Here is a 19,004-nt window from a genome sequence, read left to right as displayed (position 1 = left end):
CCCATTCCTTATTGAATCATTGAGTAAGCTGCTGCAATTTTTTCTCGCAGCAATGTTTCAAAATCCGCGCGACTAGCTAGTTCACCAAACAAAGCGACATCTTGCGCGTAAGCGGCGATTGGGTCTTCAGAATCAAACATGCTGTGCACGGCATTTTCATCAAGAATCCCATCCTGATACTCATAAGGCAGTAAACCTTTGTGCCACTGGTGCATAAAGACAAAGAACAGCGCAGGCAGCATCGCAGTCGCATCTGGTGTAACACCTCGCTGATAGCATTCAATCATCGTCGGCGTAATCATGGCCGGGATTTTAGAAAACCCATCCGCAGCGACACGCTGGTTGGTGTCTTTAATGTATGGGTTGGTAAAGCGCTCTAACACCACCTCAAGATAGGTCGGCAGATCGATACCATTGTCACCAAGGCAAGGAATCACATCCTGACTGACGTAATCGTGCGCAATCTTGTAGATAAAATCCGTCAAAGTACTTTCGTGAATAAATGACTGGCCAACTAATGTTCCGGCCCAAGCGATACAGCTGTGCGAAGCATTCAAGATTCGGATTTTCGCCTCTTCGTAAGGAATAACCGACTCCACCATTTCCACGCCTACATTTTCCAGTGCAGGTCGAACGTCTTTGAAACTGTCTTCAATTACCCACTGAATGAAAGTTTCACCCATCACTGGCGCGTTATCTTCAATACCTGTTTGTGCTTTAATCCGATATGGCAGGTCTTCAGCAGGACGAGGTGTAATACGATCCACCATGGTGTTCGGACTTGTCGTATTTGCCTTCACCCATTGCAACACGTCAGCCTTACTAGTCAGAGTCAGGAACTCCATTAGACCATCTCGGAATCGCTCACCATTGTGACGCACGTTGTCACAGTTCAGCAGTGTCACTGGTCCAGCATTATCCGCCATACGGCGCTCAAGGATTTTTGTCACCGTGCCGTAAATTGTTTGGTGGCCACCGCTCAGATCAGCTTTTAGGACTGCGTTATCAACATCCAGTGAGTGATCTGTTTTTAAGTAGTACCCGCCTTCTGTGACCGTAAAGGCGATCACTTTTGTCTGCGCTTTTGCACCTTCTTCAATCAGCGGCGCCAAATCTTCCTGCCACGGGAGCAACGTCTGAATAGATTTGATCACCTCATATTCACGCTCCCCTGCTGGACTGACCGTCTCTAACACATACTCACCATTCTGCGCACGGAGAGTTTCAACGGTTGATTCTGCATCATTGCGAATGTTACCTGCCGCGATATGCCAGCTTTGGTCACCCGTTTCTAGCAATTTGTGCAGATACCAGGCTTGGTGTGCACGGTGAAATGAACCCAGACCGATGTGAAGCCACGTATATTGGTTTTTCATTATATTTCCTCGTTTTTGTTTGATGGCTTAACTCTAATTGATCAAATTACCAAATAAAGAGCGATAGATCACAAATGAGCAAAAGACCGTTAATTGGTTTTTTGTTCATTTGTGAGTAATTGATTGCTATTGCACTCACGCGAAGTTAGAGAGAAGATAGATGTTCTAGATACGATGACGAACTAAATATTGTCATCAAGAGAAACGCAATAAGCTGAATAATAAGGATAAAACGTGGCGAGAGACGATAGTTTTAAAACCGATCAGATGGTTCGCGCAGCCTGGATGTATTACATATCTGGTCGAAATCAGCGCGATATAGCATCTGAACTTGGCTTATCACGTCCAGTTGTCCAGCGCCTGATAGCAGCAGCGAAAGAAGAAGGGATTGTCTCCGTCGGCCTTCACCATCCGATCTCCACTTGTTTGGACTACGCAGAACTGCTTAAAGAGAAGTATCAATTGGTAGAGTGTAATATCGTGCCAACCATCAGCGATGATGAGACGCTTGATAACGTATCTTTTGGCTGCTTCCAGCTCATGTCGAAATACATGAAAGACCAGCAGAATCAGATCATTGGTATTGGCTCTGGCCTAACACTTAAAAAAGCCATTAATCGAATTGATTTTGAAGCACCAAACAGTAAATGTGTCGCCCTAATCAGTGCTATGGGCATAGATGGCCAGTGTAATTACTATGATGATGTGCCACTGATTCTGGCGCGAAAAATTCAGGCAAATTACTTCCAATTGCCCGCCCCACGTTACGCGACCTCTACCGACGAATTCAAAACTTGGGCAAGTATGCGTGTATTCAAAGAGGTATCCAGCGTTGCCAACAGTGCGAATGTGATTTTCCTCGGTATCGGTTCATTGAGTAAAGCCAGCCCAATCATCAAAGACGGTTTCATCTCTGCAGATAAGGCAGATGAGCTCAATCAGCAAGGAGCGGTAGGCGAAATACTTGGTCGTTTTATCAATGCTGAGGGTGAGGTGATCGACTGCACCATCAACACGTTCATCACCAGTTACGATATACGTAACAATGATTGCCCTCGAATTGGCGCGGCTTGTGGGGAAGATAAACGCCCGGCTATTCTCGCCGCACTGAGAGGACACTGGGTGAATGGTTTAGTTACCGACGAAGCAACAGCGAGATGGTTATTAACGCAATAAGCGAATTTTCAGTTTAAACAGTAGCTCTCTTCAGGTGTCGCCCGCGACCCGTTAAAACAGACTTTCAATTGTCCGCATAACGCTATCAATTTGCGGCTCAATTGAAAGTCTGCATCAAGACAACAACGTTTTCTCATTAGAAATACGAGAAGTTAATGTGTTTAATTAATATGGTAGAAACGTTTAGCCAAATTAGTGTGTTAGCCTTTCTATCAACGCTTGTTGATATTCAGGTAATTCCGAACGAGAGACGGATTGAAATGCTAATGGCGTTAGGTAAGTCATACCTGCATGCAGCGCACTCGCTTTCATTGGTAAGAACACATCTTCTAGTTTAACGCCTATTCTGCCCGATTCCCCGTAGGTACTAGCACCACCAGCCGCAGTCGTCACCAACAGCATTTCTTTTCCCTGCCATAATCCAGGTCCTACACTCCCCCAAACATCATTCATGTAAGCTTTCATCATCGGAGTAATATTGAACCAATGGGTTGGAAACATAAATACAATGCGATCGTGTTCTCTCGTTAGCTCGCGCTCCTTTTGTGCATCGATGGCGCGAGTATCAAAACCATAAATAGTCTCGAGGTTTCTGACTGTGACTCCTTCAACACTTTCAGCAGCTTGCTGCATCCCCTTGGTCATCACTGACCTTTCTGGATAGGGATGTGAGACAATAACCAGCGTTTTTATATCCGTTTTATGAACCTGCTCTGCAGCGGACACAACATTGATGCATGTAAGCCACAGAACTTGCAAGGCGAGAAAAAATCCAGCCCGCTTAATGACGCTATCCCATTTCATTTGCGCTGTTCCTAAAATTCTATCTTTCCACAGTTGTTGTAAAAAAATTAAGCCCAGCGAGCTGAGCTTAATTTTATTGATGCCAAGATTTTATTGACCAGCAGCGTATTGCTCGTCAGTCACTTTCTCTTTCCAGATAACATTTTTGCCATCTTTCGATGCTGTAACAACAAGGTGTGTCATTGGTGCATCTGGGGTCGCGCCGTGCCAGTGATCAATACCCGGTGGGCACCAAACGCTCTCGTTTTCGCTAAAGCGAATCACTTTACCATCTCGGGTACCAGTAAGTGCCACACCAGAAGTGACAATCATATGCTGGCCTGCAGGATGCATATGCCACGCGGTACGAGCGCCTTTTTCGAATGTCACATAAGCAGCGCTGTAATTCGCGACGTCATTTTCAGGGAATAGCATGTCCACTTTTACATTTCCTGTGAACAAATTTTCCGGCCCGTTAAAGGATTTAAGATCTTGTGCGCGATACGCTTGCTGGCTGCCTGCCGCATCGTCAGCAGCATTGGCAGTTGAAACCATTGCCGTCGATGAAACCATCCCTGCCAGTAACGTTAATATGAGTTTATTTTTCATAATCGAATTCCCTGTTATTTATTTAGGACCGAGTCCAGAACTTGTTGTGCGTTGTTAGCCACGTCTTCACAAACTTGCTTTTCAATGATGGTGATGAATTCTTTTAGCTCATCAACGGTTACATCGTTATTCATACTAATGTTGTAATGAGCTGCCAATTGGCTGTTTACACCCGGTATATTGGATAGGGTCGCAATCGTAGCGACTTCACGTTGTTTCCAAGTCAGCACATCACGAGCAAAAATGTCACCAAACAAATGAGATTTCAGGTATTCATCAATTTGAGGAGAGAAATCAAATAACGGCCCTTTTACTTCAACGCCGATGAGTTTAGTTTGGTTTTCAGCACCAAATTCAAGGCTGGTTTTATCTGTCGGTAGTGGCGATGACTCTGGACCAACGACGTCTTCGATTCCATTGCTCTTTCTCTCTTCAAGAACCTGCATAAATGCAGCCAATGCATTCAGGCTACGAGGAAAACCAGCATATGCGTATAGCTGACCCAGCACTTCCTTGGTTTCATTAATGGTTAAACCTGCGTCCAAGCCTTCGTTTAAGCTTACTTTTAGCTTTTCGATTTCACCACTGGCGGCAAACGCTGCGATCGGAATAATCGCCTTCTCTTTAGTATCAAAACCTTCTGCCGCCGTTGCGGTATTCATAGTCAATACCGCTAGCAAACTCGCCACCAAAATGGACCATTTACTGAAATATCTGCCTATATGAAACATTTGTGTCTCCCTATTCCCTTTGCATTTATGAGTACTTCAATTGCACTCTCTAAATATAAAGTTATCGCAAAATCTGCATACTACTTTGCCTAGAAGAGTTTAATTATTGCCTAATCTTCTATTAGGCAAACTCCACTAGAATTGAGATATAAATAAAAACACCATGTTACATTCTGAAACAATAATAACGCGACCATTGACTTGACTATTAAAATATAAAAACTAATCAATAAACAATTAATCGTTATTTATACTAGCTAGTCATTTAAATGTAGAAGTAAAAATCGTCTATTTAATTAGATAGTAATAATCAGGCGTAATTTCATTTATATCCCGTCTCACTGATTAACGTATAAAGGCCTGTTAATCTGTTTGATTAACAGGCCTTTATTTACAAAATTCAATATATTATTCACTAACCTCGATAGTGACTTTCATTGAGCCACCAGAAGTAAAGCGCGATAAATCGCCGTCAACTTTACCGAGGTTAATCAATCCAGATGCATAGCCAAAGTTTTTATAAAACACGACTAAGTTCCCCCAAGGCGCGTAGTAAGATATGTCTCCCGCTTTGGAACTCACGCCAGCTGGCGCCCCTTCCTTGGTTAACTTCGATGGTAGGTAGGCTATTTTTTCAGTACTGGCATAATCTTCCAACTCTACCGTTAATGGTAGTTGGGCGATAAAATCTTGTGTGCTCGGACTGTCATTTAACGTCGCAGTGACGGTGCGATCATCAAATACAAAACGAATCTTCATTGTACTCTCCCCGGTAATATCTCCGCTCTCGGTCACGTTTCCAGAAGCGAAACAAATGTGGCTAATAAGTAATGCGGGCAACACTGGAATCGTGGATAAAATGGTTTTGTGCCACTTCTTTAACAACATAGTCGTGATTCCCTTTTAGTTAAGTGACAGTATTAGAGGTTACCTAATACGCGTGCCATTCTCTGCAGCCCATCGAGTAGCTGCGCTCTCGGGCAAGCCATATTGAGACGAATGTAACCCTCGCCTTGGGTGCCGTAAACCGCGCCCTGATTGAGCATAAGAGCGCCTTCAGTTATCAGTTTTTCGCCGATTTCTGCGGAAGGCAAATCTAGCTGACGACAATCAATCCATGCCAAATACGTGGCTTCCTGCTGGATGACACTTAAACGTGGTAAGTGCTGGTTAATAAATGCAACGACAACCAAATAGTTCTGATGAAGATACTCTCTCAGCGCATCAAGCCAAGCTTCACTTTCGTTGTATGCCGCCATTAATGCTGCTACGCCAAAAGGATTCACATCACAAACCTCATGAATATTTAATGCGCGATCGATTTTGTCACGGAGTTGCTTATCAGCAGTGATGATATTGGCGATTTGTAACCCAGCGATATTGAACGACTTACTTGGCGAGTTTGTCGTCACTGTGTTAGCAAGAAACTCATCCCCCAAGGCAGCAAAAGGCTGATGTTGAACTCCCGGAAACGTAAGGTCACAATGGATTTCGTCGCTAATCACTTTGACACCATGTCTAAAGCAGATCTCACCCAATCTGGTCAACTCTTCTTGTGTCCACGCACGGCCAACCGGATTGTGGGGTTGCATAGAATCAGAACCTTCACATCAGATCGAGAAGCTTTTCGTTCAAGATCGTCAAAATCCATCTCGTAATAACCATCACGATTCACCAGCGGATTTTCAACAAGGTGGCAGTCCATATTGCGAATCGAACTGAAAAAACAGTTATACGCGGGAGTTTGAACAATAACGCCATCACCCGGATTGGTCAGTGCTTTCAGGATAGCTGATAACGCAGGAACTACGCCTGACGTGTACTGAATCCACTCACGTTGGATGTGAAAGTTGTGTCTTTTACCGAACCAGTTAATAACCGCGGCGTAATAAGCGTCAGGGACTTTGGTGTAACCAAAAACGCCATGCTCAACACGTTGTTTCAATGCACTTACAATAGGTTCGGCAGTGTGGAAATCCATATCCGCGACCCACATCGGAAGAATAGAGCTGTTCCCCATGCTATCCCACTTAACACTGCCAGTCCCTTGTCGTTCAACAATTTGATCAAAGTTGAAAGATGACATTATGTTCTCACCTCAAATTCCGTTTCAATTGTGCATCCTCCTGGGTTCTTGCAATTCTTATCAAAGATAATTTCTCCGATTGAGCGTGCTTTAATAGAGCCAGATAAAGGATTCTTGATACTGATGATGTCGGAAACAATTTCAGCGTTCAATGTTGCGTATTCAAAACACAGATCCGTCTCTTCCATGACGCAATTTTCCATGATTAGATCTTGCGCGTAACACAACGGCTGCTCACCGCGAATGGTGCAATTAACCAAACGTAGATTTTTTGAGTGCCAACCTAAATATTCACCATCTAAGACGCTGTCGTATACCGTAACATTTTCTGTGCCCCAAAATGCGTCTTTAGAGTCCAAATACGCGTTGCGAATAGTCACGTTTTTAGCGTCTTGGAACGAGTAGTTTCCTTGTAGCTTGAAGCCATCAATTTCTACATTTTCACAGTTCATAAAAACATAGTCGGCGCCGCGCATTTCGACATTGTTTAAATTGACGTTATCACACATCCACAAGGTTTCACCCGCATTCGGGAATCTCGTATTTTCAATAGTAAGATTCGAGACACGGCGAAACATTTTAGGCGCTTCGATCACGCAGTTATTCATCGTCAGGTTCTCGGAGTACCAGATAGCAGCGCGTGCGTATACCGTAAACAGGCTCTGCTCAATCAAGATGTCATTGCTATGCCAGAAGGGATATTTACCCATAAACTCACAGTGTTTAACCATGATATTTTGCGAATGTTTTAACGCTGATTCGCCCGGGTAAAATCGCACTTTATGCAGATATTTGTTTTCTTCAGCGTATAATGGTCTCTCACCTTCAAAGAAGGTGTCGCATAATTTTTCTTGCTGACAGAGTTGGTCTTGGATTGTTTTCGATAGTGTCATGGTACACCTGAACTTAGAAATTAAGGAATTAACGTTGGCAAACATTGCCAGTGCTTACTTATAAATGAACAATAAATAGCTTGGAAACCAAGCGGGCACATTAATAAAACTCGTCAAATTATTTAATGTAGAGCGAAAGAAAATAAATATATACTCCCAGCCACTCTAATAACTGAATAAAAAGGTAAGGAATACAAAAAGGCAGTGGATCAGTACACCTTACGCGAAACTTTAAAAAGTGATGACTACGTCACTGACAATCTTTCCTAAGATAATCTCCCATCAATTTGTAAAATGGGAGTGTTTCAATGCTGGATTATAATATTTGCTACCAAATATAAACGTCGTAAATATTACTCATTTCCTTTAGCCTAAAATATTATCCAGAACTTGATTGGCATTTAATGCAACATCCTCACCACAGTGCTGTTTTAGTTCACCAATAAACGTTTTCAACAAGGCTGGCGTGATACCATTATTTAAACTGATACCAAAATGTGCCTGAAGCTGACCATTAACACCTTGCATATTTGCTAAGGCGGCTATCGTCGCAAGCTCTCGTTCTTTCCATGTCAGTACATCACGTTGGAAAATGTCACCAAACAGATGTGCTTTAAGGTACTGGTCAATTTCGGGGGCAAAATCAAACAAAGGGCCAGAGACAACTTGCCCAACTAACTGGGTTTGGTTTTTAGTACCAAAACTTAAACTGCTTTCGTCTGTTGGTAGAGGGCTTGAAGGCTCGCCTTCTGTATCAAAGATTCCTTGCTGCTTGCGCTCTTCTACAACAGACATAAATGTCCCGAGCGCGTTAAGACTTCTGGGAAAGCCAGTGTATGCGTACATCTGTACCAGTATTTCTTTGGTTTCGCTGATAGTGAGGCCTGCGTTCAACCCTTCGACCAAACTCATCTTCAGCTTTTCAAGCTCACCACTTGCAGTGAATGCTGCTATTGGAATGATGGCTTGCTCTTTACCAGAAAAGTGTTCTTGCATGGTTCCTCCGAAGTTTGAATCAAAAGGCGAATCAATGTCCTGATACCCTTTGGATAACAAGACAGCAGGTTGTGTTGACGGTAACAACATGTCTAAATCTACGCCTAAATTTAAAAACCCGTTAGCCTAATGATTGCCAATACTTGCCTAATTATCCAAACACTAATATTGACAAGAGAACTAGAGAAGAGGTTTAGCCAATACTTAACCCTAAGAAAATAAACTGTAATGTATTGTTATATAAAATATTTATACTAATTCAACGAACAATAAGTGCATGATAAGCCGAGAGAGCAATCGAAAAAATCGTGATTGAACTATCAATAGCAAATTGCCTAATAATCTTTACATAAGGAAAATAGCTGTTATAACTAAATAGTCGAAGACAGAAGTAGTCCAACCCTTTGGTTGCCCGTGGAGTAGCAATGAACGATTCACAAAACACAAACGTAGCAGCATCAATCCTTGCTGAAAAAATCCAAAAATGGACCGGTGATGCCACACAATTTGATACTGAAATCCCAGGGCTTAGATTAAGTCGCTGGACAACGCCTACACCACCAACCAGCTACACTCACAACCCAAGCATCTGTCTGATTGCTCAAGGAAAAAAGCGTGTTTTTCTGGGTGATGATAGCTTCACGTATGATGCCAATCATTTCCTGATCTCGTCAGTTGATCTCCCTATCACTGCCAACATAATGGAAGCAAGCGAAGATGAACCCTACCTTGGACTGATAATGGAACTGGATTTACAAGAGATTTCCCAACTCATTGTAGATAGTGAGTTTTCTTTTAAGACCAGCAAGGAAGCACAGAAAGGTATTGCTGTAGGAGAACTGTCAGGCTCGCTACAAGATGCGTTTATTCGCCTTATGACGCTACTAGACGAGCCTGATAACATTAAGATCTTGGCTCCGGTAATCAAACGAGAGATTTTTTACCGATTATTAATGACTGAGCAAGGCGCACGATTAAACCAAATCGTGACGACAGGTAGCCATAGTCACCAAATCGCCAAAGCCATTGACTGGCTGAAGAACAACTTTGTCAAACCATTAAGCGTAGGCGATCTTGCAGCGTACAGTGGTATGAGTAAATCTGCTTTTTACACGCATTTCCGTTCAATGACATCGATGACGCCATTACAGTTCCAGAAGAAGTTGCGATTGAGTGAAGCACGTCGATTGATGCTGACAGAAAACTTAGATGCAATGGCAACAACATTTAAAGTTGGATATGAAAGCCCTTCCCAATTTAGCCGCGAATACAGTCGCTTGTTTGGTTTGCCACCTTCGAAAGACATTAAAGCGCTCAAAGAAGCCAACATCTCTTAAATTTGCTTCTACTCAACCCGTTATAAAATAATGAAAAAGTGGGCATATTGCCCACCCCAGATGCTCTCTAAAACGCAAACGGCTAGAAAACACTCGTTAATCGCGGTGTTTGCGGAATCACTTTCTCTAGCTGCTTAAAACATACTTACAACGCTTCAACCAGACCTGCGCCATCTTTAGCTTTGCACACATAAATCGATGCTTTTAAACCTGTCGCAGCTTCATATTTAGCTTCTACCGTCGATTTCACCTTGTCCACCAATGCAGGTGGAACGAGAGAGACGATACAGCCACCGAAGCCACCACCGGTCATGCGCACGCCTCCTTCTTCGCCAATCACTTCTTTCACCATCTCAACCAGGAGGTCGATTTCTTTGACGGTAATTTCGAAATCATCACGCATTGATGCATGAGACTGAGCCATCAGTTCACTCATTCGTTTAATATCTTGCGAACGAAGCGCTTTTGCCGCTTCGACTGTGCGATCGTTTTCAGTGATCACGTGACGCGCACGTTTTGCCACCAATTCATCCAACTCAGAAACTTTCTCGTTGAACTGCTCAATGGTGACATCGCGTAGAGCTTTAACACCAAAGATGCGCGCCGCTTCTTCACATTGCTCACGACGAGTGTTGTATTCGCTGTCAACCAGACCACGTTTTTTATTCGAGTTGATGATCACGACTGCCATGTCCTCAGGCATAGAAACCGCTTGTGTTTCCAGACTGCGACAATCCAATAGCATGGCGTGGTTTTCACGGCCTTCTGCCGAAATCATTTGATCCATGATGCCGCAGTTACAACCAACAAATTCGTTCTCGGCTTGCTGACCATTTAATGCGATTTCCGCCTGGCTTATTTCCAGGTTGAAGAGCACTTTGAACGTCTGACCAATCACGACTTCCAGTGCCGCTGATGAGCTCAACCCCGCACCTTGAGGAACATTGCCGCTGACAGAGATATCAGCACCGGTAAACTGGTAGCCACGAGCCAACAGGCACTTCACGACACCGCGAATGTAGTTTGCCCACATTTTGTCTTCTTGGAATATGATTTCTTGAGTGATATCGAATTCATCAACCGCGTTATCGTAATCAACCGATACCACACGTACTAGGTTGTCTTCACGCTTTGCTGCCGCAACAACCGTTTGATAGTTAATTGCACATGGCAGTACAAAACCATCGTTGTAGTCGGTGTGTTCACCAATCAGGTTTACACGACCAGGCGCTTGGATAATATGGCTTGGCGCATAGCCCAACACGTTCTCAAAAGACGCTTTCACATTTTGGATTAAATCAGACATATTGAATTCCTAATCTCATAAATTCTTTTCAATTTCTCTTTAACTGGCAGATAGTCCGAGAAAATTTTGTTAAGCCCTAAATATTTGGAATTGCAGCTAGGCGACAAGTAAATTCAGTCCTATGAGCATAGATTTCCTATGTGATTAGGGCGGCCGGCGATCCGGTGGATTTATGCAGGCAACAACGCTGCGGTTTCAAATATGACGGGGTTACTGTTCTTTGTAGTGCAAATCACTTAGATCACGCAGACGCTGTGCCGCTTGCTCTGCGGTTAAGTCGCGTTGACTTTCGGCCAGCATTTCGTAACCCACCATAAACTTACGAACTGTCGCGCTGCGTAAAAGTGGCGGGTAGAACAATGCGTGAAGCTGCCAATGGTCGATGTCTGTGCCTTCTTCAAAGAACGGGGCGTAGTGCCAACCCATTGAGTAAGGGAAAGAACATTGGAATAGATTGTCATAACGGCTGGTCAGCTTTTTGATAGCTACCGCCAAGTCGTCACGCTGCTCATTACTTAACTCGCTCATACGGCGAATGTGTGTTTTGGGTAGCAGCATGGTTTCGAATGGCCACGCCGCCCAGTAAGGGACAACCGCCAACCAATGCTCGGTTTCAACGACGATACGGGAGCCGTCTTTTAGCTCAGCTTGTACGTAATCCACCAGCAGGTTGCTACCGTGTTCCTGGTAGTAAGCCTTTAGGTTTTGCTCTTTACGTTCAATCTCATTTGGTAAAAAACTGTTCGCCCAGATTTGACCATGTGGGTGAGGCTGAGAACAGCCCATGGTTTCACCCTTATTCTCAAACGCCTGAACCCAAACGTAATCTTTACCTAGCTCTTCAATTTGCTCGTTCCACGTATCAATCACGCCACGGATTTTGTCTACCGGTAGTTCAGGTAAGGTTTTGCTGTGGTCAGGAGAGAAACAAATCACTCGGCTCAAACCGCGTACACCTTGGGTTTTGAATAGTGGGTTGTCTGATTCTGGCGCATCTGGTGAATCCACCATCAGAGCAGCGAAGTCGTTATTAAACACGTACGTGCCCTGATAATCTGGGTTAGCATCGCCAGAGATACGCTCATTTGTCGGACACAGGAAACACTTCTCATCGTAGCTTGGTAACTCATCAATCGCCGCTTTCTCATCCGCCCCACTCCAAGGACGTTTTGCACGGTGTGGTGACACTAAAATCCATTGACCCGTTAGTGGGTTGTAACGGCGGTGTGGGTGATCCACTGGGTTAAATTCAACGTTCGACATTTTACTTACTCAACTGATTCTTCTTACTAGTCCGATGCACTGCACCGGATGAAAATTAGTAACCTTGTGGGTTATTTGATTGCCAATTCCAAGTATCGGCAGTCATTTCAGCAACGCTGCGTGTTGCTTTCCAACCAAGCTCGCGCTCTGCCTTGTCTGTGCTCGCCCAACATTCGGCGATATCACCCGAACGACGCGGGCATAGCTCATAAGGCACAGGTTTACCGCAAGCGGCACCGAAAGCTTCTACCATTTCAAGTACACTAGAACCTTTACCTGTACCCAGGTTGTAAATATGCAAACCCTCTTTCTCACCCACAGATTTCAATGCCGCAATGTGGCCATCAGCCAGATCCATTACATGGACGTAATCACGCACACCTGTACCATCCGGCGTTAGGTAGTCGTTACCAAATACGGAGAGCTTTTCACGACGACCAACCGCGACTTGTGCAATGAACGGCATCAAGTTGTTTGGAATGCCTTGTGGATCTTCACCCATGGTGCCCGATGGGTGCGCGCCGACAGGGTTGAAGTAGCGCAGCAAAGTGATGCTCCAATCGCTTTCAGCATTGAACAAATCACTCAAACACGCTTCCACCATGTGTTTACTACTACCGTATGGGTTAGTGGTTGCACCTGTTGGTGAGTCTTCTGTGATCGGAACGATTTCTGGATCGCCGTAGACGGTTGCTGAGGAACTGAATACGATGCTCTTCACACCCGCTTTACGCATACTACGCGCCAACACCAATGAGCCATTGACATTGTTATCGTAATATTCCAATGGCTTGACGACTGACTCACCTACCGCTTTCAGACCTGCAAAGTGAATGACCGCTTGGATATCATGCTCAGCGAATACCGAATCCAAAAACGCTTCATCACGAATATCGCCTTGATAAAAAGTTGGCTGTTTGCCAGTTAGCGCTTCAATACGGCTCAATACTTCTGTTTTGGCGTTACACAAGTTATCGACAATGATGGGCTCCATGCCCGCCTCAATCATCTGAACGCATGTGTGACTGCCGATGTAACCCATACCACCTGTGACAAGTACTCTCACTTTTACTTCTCCGCTGTTGCTGCTTCCTGCTCGTTACCGGACCTGATGCTCACTGAGCCAGCGTTATTCACACCAAGTCGATACGCCCAATTCTTCGCTGATTAAAATTCTATCAACCAAAACCGATTTAGATCCGTGATCAAACTCAAATTAGTGTAAACGTTTCCACAGATAAAAGCACTGTTTAGTCTTAGAAAGAAAAAATCACGCATAATCGAAAAATAGAACGATTATTAAAACCTTAATTGGTCACAGCTCTAAGATAATCAAGAAGCGTCAACTTACATAGTAAATTGTAAATACGCCAAAATTGTAAACGATACCACTTAGTGACAGTTAGCTCTGAATGAGTAATAACTCATGAGTACTAAGAAACAGGAAAAAGATGGGTATGGAGAAGCGAATTGAATTTTCTCCATTAAAAAGGGACCTGAGTCAAACTCAGATCCCTCATTTTTATTCACTTTCTGCTAATCGTATGACTACGCCAGAGAAGACATATCGATAACAAATCGATGCGCTAAATCACCAGAAGCGAGCTGCTTAAATGCATCGTTAATTTCATTCATTTTGATCATTTCACATTCTGGGTAGATGTCATGATCAGCACAAAAATCCAGAAGTTCTTGCGTTTCAGCGATACCGCCGATCAACGAACCAGCAACGCGACGACGACCAAATACTAGAGGCACGCTCATTAGCTCGTCTAATGGACCAACCTGACCAACAATGACAAGTGATCCGTCTAGATCCAACAATGGCGTGTATAGATTGACATCATGCTTGGTTGGTACTGTATCGATGATGAGATCGAACGAAGAAGCCGCAGCTTGCATTGCCTGCTCGTCTGTTGACGCCAGGATAGCTTTAGCTCCCAATGCTTTTGCTTGTTCTTCCTTGCTTGTTGTACGGCTGATTACCGTCACTTCAGCACCCATTGCCACAGCAAGCTTAACCGCCATGTGACCTAAACCACCTAGACCGACCACACCAACTCGCGAACCTTCAGTTACGTTCCAAGTACGTAGTGGTGAGTATGTTGTAATACCTGCACAAAGAATTGGCGCAGTACGAGACATATCCAACGAGTCTGGAACGCTTAATACAAACTCTTCACGAACCACGATGTGTTTAGAGTAACCACCTTGAGTGATTTCACCGGTATGACGATCTGGTGCACCGTAAGTCGGCGTCATGCCATTGCGGCAGTACTGTTCTTCGCTGTCATGGCAGTGGTCGCATTCCTGACAACTGTCCACCATACAACCGACGGCAACTCGGTCACCTACTTTGTATCGAGATGCTTCCGCACCTACCGAGGTAACGATACCAACAATTTCGTGGCCAGGAACCAGTGGATATGGTTGAGGTCCCCAGTCACCATTAACGGTATGTAAATCTGAGTGGCATACACCACAATAGGTTATTTCAATCGCGACATCATTTGGAAGTAACTCTCTGCGTTCGAAATGATATGGTACAAGATCCGTATTTTCTGATTGTGCCGCGTACCCAATTGTTTTCATGTCACAATATCCTTTTATTCTCTATTGCTAATTTAGGATGACTATCAGTCACAAGTCATCACTATCACCTTATACACTTAGAGATCACAGTTCTTGCCCGATAATCTTTTATCCTTGCTCGATAGTAATCACGTGGCTTCAGATTAAGCGAGGCTCAACGGTAATCATTCATATAGTGTCGTCTGCGCACAAAAAGCATAGGGTTGCTATCTATTCACTTAGCCGTGGAATAAAACCTAAAGTCACGAGGTAAATCAGAAAAGAAGCCACCAGTTCCTCTCCCATTCACACACCTTCACACTCTCTGTCAAAGAGATTAGCCGTCAGACTATATTTATGCCTAAATATAGGAATAAGATCCATATCCAAACATATGCCCCAACCTAAGAGAAAGTGAGAAGTAAATGCAGGAAAACAAGCCGCAATCTATTGAGCGTAATCCTTGTCCTGAACCAATCAGAATCGGTTTTATTCTCCAACCACATTTTTCTCTTATGGCATTTACTGCTGCCATGGATGCGCTTATTACGGCAAACCTAGTCCATGAAACCAGCTTATTTCAGATTCAAACCTTTGGTATCGATTCGCGTAAAGTATTGAGTGATATAGGCATCGATATCGCAACAGATGCAACGGTTGAGTCGCTAAATCTACACAAAAGAGGCTCACTGGATTGGCTGTTTGTGTGTGGCGGTTATCGTTGCAGTACGCAAGCATCCCAGCCACTAACGGAATGCCTGACCTCTGCCAACAATCAAAAGATCAATCTAGGCAGCATTTGGAATGGGACCATTGCATTAGCTCATGCGAACGCCATTGAAGAAAATACCGCTTCCGCTGTGCATCCTAACAGTCATCAGTTTATTCATACCACTTTCCCTACTCTGGAATTATCCTCCCTCACGTATGAGGTGTCGGCCAATCGTGCTAGCTGCGCGGGACCAAATAGTGCCATGGAGATGATGCTGAGTATTATTGAGGCGAAGTTTGATCAAAAGCTAGTGCGGGCAGTACGCGAGATCTTAAGCTGTGATCAAGCGTCAGAAGGAAGACAGACAATTTTACACAGCCAGCCGAACAAGCCGTCAGTAGATACCCTGGCCCGCCCCGAGGCCTTGCAAGATGCCATTAGCCTGATGGAATCAAACATCGAGGAACCGTTGACGCCCGACGAACTCGCGCGATTTTTATCGATGTCTCGCAGACAGCTAGAACGGCTATTTCAAACCCATCTCGATATCTCGCCATCGAGGTATTATCTGAAGCTACGTTTGTTAGCTGCTCATAAAGAGTTGGAAAAGAATAAAGAACCTATTATTCAGATTGGCTTGAGCTGTGGCTTTGTGAGTAGCAGCCACTTCAGTAACTGTTTTAAAGACTTCTTTGGTTACACCCCGACTCAACTGCGTCAAAATATGAAGAACAAAAACTCAACGCATTCGACACGCTAACCAGTCAAGTTCCAATAAAAAATGGAAGCTAGCAATAAAAAAAGAAGACACAGAGCCCGCTGTGTCTTCTTTGGCTTAGTAAGTGAGTGTCAACACCAAGGACGAGAGATAGAAAATATCAACACTCAATCACATTAACAGCTAAGCCACCTGTTGATGTTTCTTTGTATTTATCCTGCATATCCAGGCCAGTATCGCGCATTGTTTTGATAACTTTATCCAGAGACACAAAATGCTCTCCGTCTCCACGCAATGCCATTTGAGCTGCATTGATAGCCTTCATTGCAGCGATCGCATTACGTTCGATGCAAGGCACCTGAACAAGTCCGCCGACCGGATCACAGGTCAATCCAAGATTATGCTCTAAGCCGATTTCTGCTGCGTTTTCAATTTGTAGTGGCGTTCCCCCTAGAACGGCACAAACACCCGCAGCAGCCATGGCACAAGCAGAGCCCACTTCACCCTGGCAACCCACTTCCGCACCAGAGATAGACGCATTCTTCTTACAAAGAATACCTATCGCAGCGGCCGTTAGAAGAAAATCAACCACCTGCTCATCAGAACAATTCGGCGTGAATTCTTTGAAGTACATTAATACGGCTGGAATGATGCCCGCCGCGCCGTTTGTCGGTGCCGTTACCATTCGACCACCAGCTGCATTTTCTTCGTTAACGGCTAACGCGTATAAATTGACCCAATCCATGCCGCTAAGTGTGGAGCTAATGACATTCGGGTTGGCACAATAAACGAGCGAGTCGAATAGTTTCTTTGCACGGCGTTTAACATTTAGTCCACCTGGCAATACGCCCTCAGCATTGAGGCCGTTGGAAATACAAGACTTCATCGCGTACCAGATATTAAGCAAGCCGTCTCTGATCTCCTGTTCTGAACGCCAAATCTTTTCATTTTCCAGCATCAGTTCACTGATACTCATTTGGTTTTTCTGGCATAGCTGGAGAAGTTCTTCACCGCTATTGAAATCATAAGGAAGCGTGACAGAATCCGCTGCAGAGTTCTCAGACAGCGCTTCTTTCTTATCTAAAATGAAGCCACCGCCCACAGAAAAATAAACGTTTCGGTATAACGTATGACCGGATTCGTCGATGGCGATGAGTTCCATTGCGTTCGGGTGATAAGGGTGCACTTCGCGCAAGAACTTCATGTCGTTTGACCAGTCAAAAGGGACCAGCTTTTTACGCTTCAGCCATAAGTCACCACCTTGCTTTAATTCCTGTGTGATGACAGGGATCGTTGCCGTATCAACGGTGTCCGGTAGCTCTCCCATTAGGCCAACGACGATGGCAGAATCCGTGCCATGGCCAACGCCAGTCGCACTCAAGGACCCCATTAACTTAACCACGATTCGCTGAGTCGATTCTAAGAAATTTAACTCATCTAACTCATTGGCAAATCGATTGGCGGCAACCATAGGTCCGACAGTATGAGAACTTGATGGCCCAACGCCAATTTTAAACAAATCGAAAACACTGATAGACATCCCTTGCTACTCCTATCAATGGCTTAGAATAATTGTGCGAGTACCGGATAAAAATACCCGTCTCTCAACATGATGTTTTACAGCATTAAACAACGTAATTCGTTCAACATCCTGACCTTTAGCAATCAAATCTTCTGGATAGTGAGCATGTCCTACTTCCTGAAGCCCTTGAGAGATGATCGGACCTTCGTCCAAATCGTTGTTTACGTAGTGAGCCGTTGCACCTACCATCTTCACGCCTTTTTCCCATGCCTGATGGTACGGACGTGCGCCTTTAAAGCCTGGTAACAGGGAGTGATGGATATTGATTGCGCGTCCACTTAAGCGTTCACAAAGCCAAGGAGAAAGAATTTGCATGTAGCGCGCCAGTACGACCAATTCGATGTCGTATTCATCTAACAAGCGAACAATTTCCGCTTCCTGCTCTGGCTTGGTCTCAGGAGTAATCGGCAGATGGTGGTAAGGAATACCGTGCCACTTCGCCAAGTCTTCCAAATCTGGATGGTTTGAGATGATAACCGGCACTTCAACATTTAACTGACCAGTACGATAGCGATAAAGCAAATCGTTTAGACAGTGATCATATTTTGAAACCAGGATAGCCATACGCATGCGTTGACCAGAGGCAGTCAGATTCCACTCCATTGAGAAATCTTTCGCTCTTACACCAAACTCTGAGTCAAATTGCTGCGGATCAAAATCTGGTTCAGCAGGAATAAACTCAATACGAATAAAAAACTGCCCTGTTGCTCTGTCATCAAAAGACTGGATTTCATTGATGTAATGACCAACGCTCGCCAAATAACGCGTAACGACATCAACAGTGCCGCTTACACTCGGACAATGTGCGGTAAGAATCCAAGTTTGTGTTGAATTTCCCATAGTTCCCTCTACTCATGGTATAGCC

16 protein-coding genes and 1 pseudogene are annotated in these 19,004 nt (G+C 44.4%); 3 read left to right on the top strand and 14 right to left on the bottom strand.

Features of this window, described 5'->3' with window-relative positions; genetic code table 11:
* Positions 1-8: 8 nt before the first annotated feature.
* Complete coding sequence (gene dalD, locus DBX26_RS24085) at positions 9-1,376, bottom strand: D-arabinitol 4-dehydrogenase (RefSeq protein WP_118121134.1); 1,368 nt, start codon at positions 1,374-1,376, stop codon at positions 9-11.
* A gap of 234 nt (positions 1,377-1,610) precedes the next feature.
* Here dalD and DBX26_RS24080 point away from each other — a divergent pair, with 234 nt between their 5' ends.
* Complete coding sequence (locus DBX26_RS24080) at positions 1,611-2,552, top strand: sugar-binding transcriptional regulator (protein ID WP_118121133.1); 942 nt, start codon at positions 1,611-1,613, stop codon at positions 2,550-2,552.
* 192 nt (positions 2,553-2,744) lie between these two features.
* Here DBX26_RS24080 and DBX26_RS24075 read toward each other — a convergent pair whose 3' ends face one another.
* The 7 genes and pseudogenes from DBX26_RS24075 to DBX26_RS24045 form a co-directional block, all read right to left on the bottom strand.
* On the bottom strand, positions 2,745-3,356 hold the full coding sequence (locus DBX26_RS24075; protein ID WP_118121132.1) for an NAD(P)H-dependent oxidoreductase: 612 nt from the start codon (positions 3,354-3,356) through the stop codon (positions 2,745-2,747).
* Between the two features lie 90 nt (positions 3,357-3,446).
* Complete coding sequence (locus DBX26_RS24070) at positions 3,447-3,944, bottom strand: cupin domain-containing protein (RefSeq protein WP_065303789.1); 498 nt, start codon at positions 3,942-3,944, stop codon at positions 3,447-3,449.
* Positions 3,945-3,958: 14 nt separating this feature from the next.
* Entirely contained in the window at positions 3,959-4,675 is a 717-nt protein-coding gene (locus tag DBX26_RS24065) for a carboxymuconolactone decarboxylase family protein (RefSeq protein ID WP_118121131.1), read from the bottom strand.
* 408 nt (positions 4,676-5,083) lie between these two features.
* Positions 5,084-5,563 (bottom strand): cyclophilin-like fold protein, encoded by a 480-nt coding sequence (locus DBX26_RS24060; RefSeq protein ID WP_254063581.1) that lies wholly within the window; start codon positions 5,561-5,563, stop codon positions 5,084-5,086.
* A 32-nt stretch (positions 5,564-5,595) separates the two neighbouring features.
* Positions 5,596-6,656 (bottom strand): annotated as a pseudogene (locus DBX26_RS24055) (MalY/PatB family protein).
* 104 nt (positions 6,657-6,760) lie between these two features.
* Complete coding sequence (locus tag DBX26_RS24050; RefSeq protein ID WP_118121130.1) at positions 6,761-7,654, bottom strand: DUF3737 family protein; 894 nt, start codon at positions 7,652-7,654, stop codon at positions 6,761-6,763.
* Positions 7,655-8,020: 366 nt separating this feature from the next.
* Positions 8,021-8,650 carry a carboxymuconolactone decarboxylase family protein gene (locus tag DBX26_RS24045; RefSeq protein ID WP_118121129.1) on the bottom strand — a complete coding sequence of 210 codons (630 nt, stop codon included), beginning with the start codon at positions 8,648-8,650 and terminating at the stop codon, positions 8,021-8,023.
* A gap of 425 nt (positions 8,651-9,075) precedes the next feature.
* Here DBX26_RS24045 and DBX26_RS24040 point away from each other — a divergent pair, with 425 nt between their 5' ends.
* Complete coding sequence (locus tag DBX26_RS24040; protein ID WP_118121128.1) at positions 9,076-9,987, top strand: AraC family transcriptional regulator; 912 nt, start codon at positions 9,076-9,078, stop codon at positions 9,985-9,987.
* 145 nt (positions 9,988-10,132) lie between these two features.
* Here the strand turns inward: DBX26_RS24040 and galK are convergent, their stop codons facing one another.
* From galK to DBX26_RS24020, 4 genes are all read right to left on the bottom strand, one after another.
* Complete coding sequence (gene galK / locus DBX26_RS24035) at positions 10,133-11,293, bottom strand: galactokinase (protein ID WP_118121127.1); 1,161 nt, start codon at positions 11,291-11,293, stop codon at positions 10,133-10,135.
* Between the two features lie 210 nt (positions 11,294-11,503).
* A complete protein-coding gene (locus DBX26_RS24030) occupies positions 11,504-12,556 on the bottom strand; it encodes a UDP-glucose--hexose-1-phosphate uridylyltransferase (RefSeq protein ID WP_118121126.1) in 1,053 nt (350 codons plus the stop codon).
* A gap of 55 nt (positions 12,557-12,611) precedes the next feature.
* Positions 12,612-13,622 carry a UDP-glucose 4-epimerase GalE gene (gene galE, locus DBX26_RS24025; RefSeq protein WP_118121125.1) on the bottom strand — a complete coding sequence of 337 codons (1,011 nt, stop codon included), beginning with the start codon at positions 13,620-13,622 and terminating at the stop codon, positions 12,612-12,614.
* A gap of 482 nt (positions 13,623-14,104) precedes the next feature.
* Positions 14,105-15,148, bottom strand: a complete 1,044-nt coding sequence (locus DBX26_RS24020; protein ID WP_118121124.1) for an NAD(P)-dependent alcohol dehydrogenase — start codon at positions 15,146-15,148, stop codon at positions 14,105-14,107.
* Positions 15,149-15,552: 404 nt separating this feature from the next.
* Between DBX26_RS24020 and DBX26_RS24015 the strand changes: the two genes are divergently transcribed.
* Positions 15,553-16,599 carry a GlxA family transcriptional regulator gene (locus tag DBX26_RS24015; protein ID WP_118121123.1) on the top strand — a complete coding sequence of 349 codons (1,047 nt, stop codon included), beginning with the start codon at positions 15,553-15,555 and terminating at the stop codon, positions 16,597-16,599.
* Positions 16,600-16,717: 118 nt separating this feature from the next.
* Here DBX26_RS24015 and DBX26_RS24010 read toward each other — a convergent pair whose 3' ends face one another.
* On the bottom strand, positions 16,718-18,097 hold the full coding sequence (locus DBX26_RS24010) for an L-serine ammonia-lyase (protein WP_118121122.1): 1,380 nt from the start codon (positions 18,095-18,097) through the stop codon (positions 16,718-16,720).
* A gap of 15 nt (positions 18,098-18,112) precedes the next feature.
* Positions 18,113-18,979 (bottom strand): formyltetrahydrofolate deformylase, encoded by an 867-nt coding sequence (gene purU, locus DBX26_RS24005; protein ID WP_118121121.1) that lies wholly within the window; start codon positions 18,977-18,979, stop codon positions 18,113-18,115.
* Positions 18,980-19,004: the final 25 nt, after the last annotated feature.

The organism is Vibrio sp. dhg, assembly GCF_003443775.1.
In the GTDB taxonomy this organism is placed as follows: Bacteria; Pseudomonadota; Gammaproteobacteria; order Enterobacterales; family Vibrionaceae; genus Vibrio; species Vibrio natriegens.
This window is presented reverse-complemented; position numbering and strand designations above follow the sequence as displayed.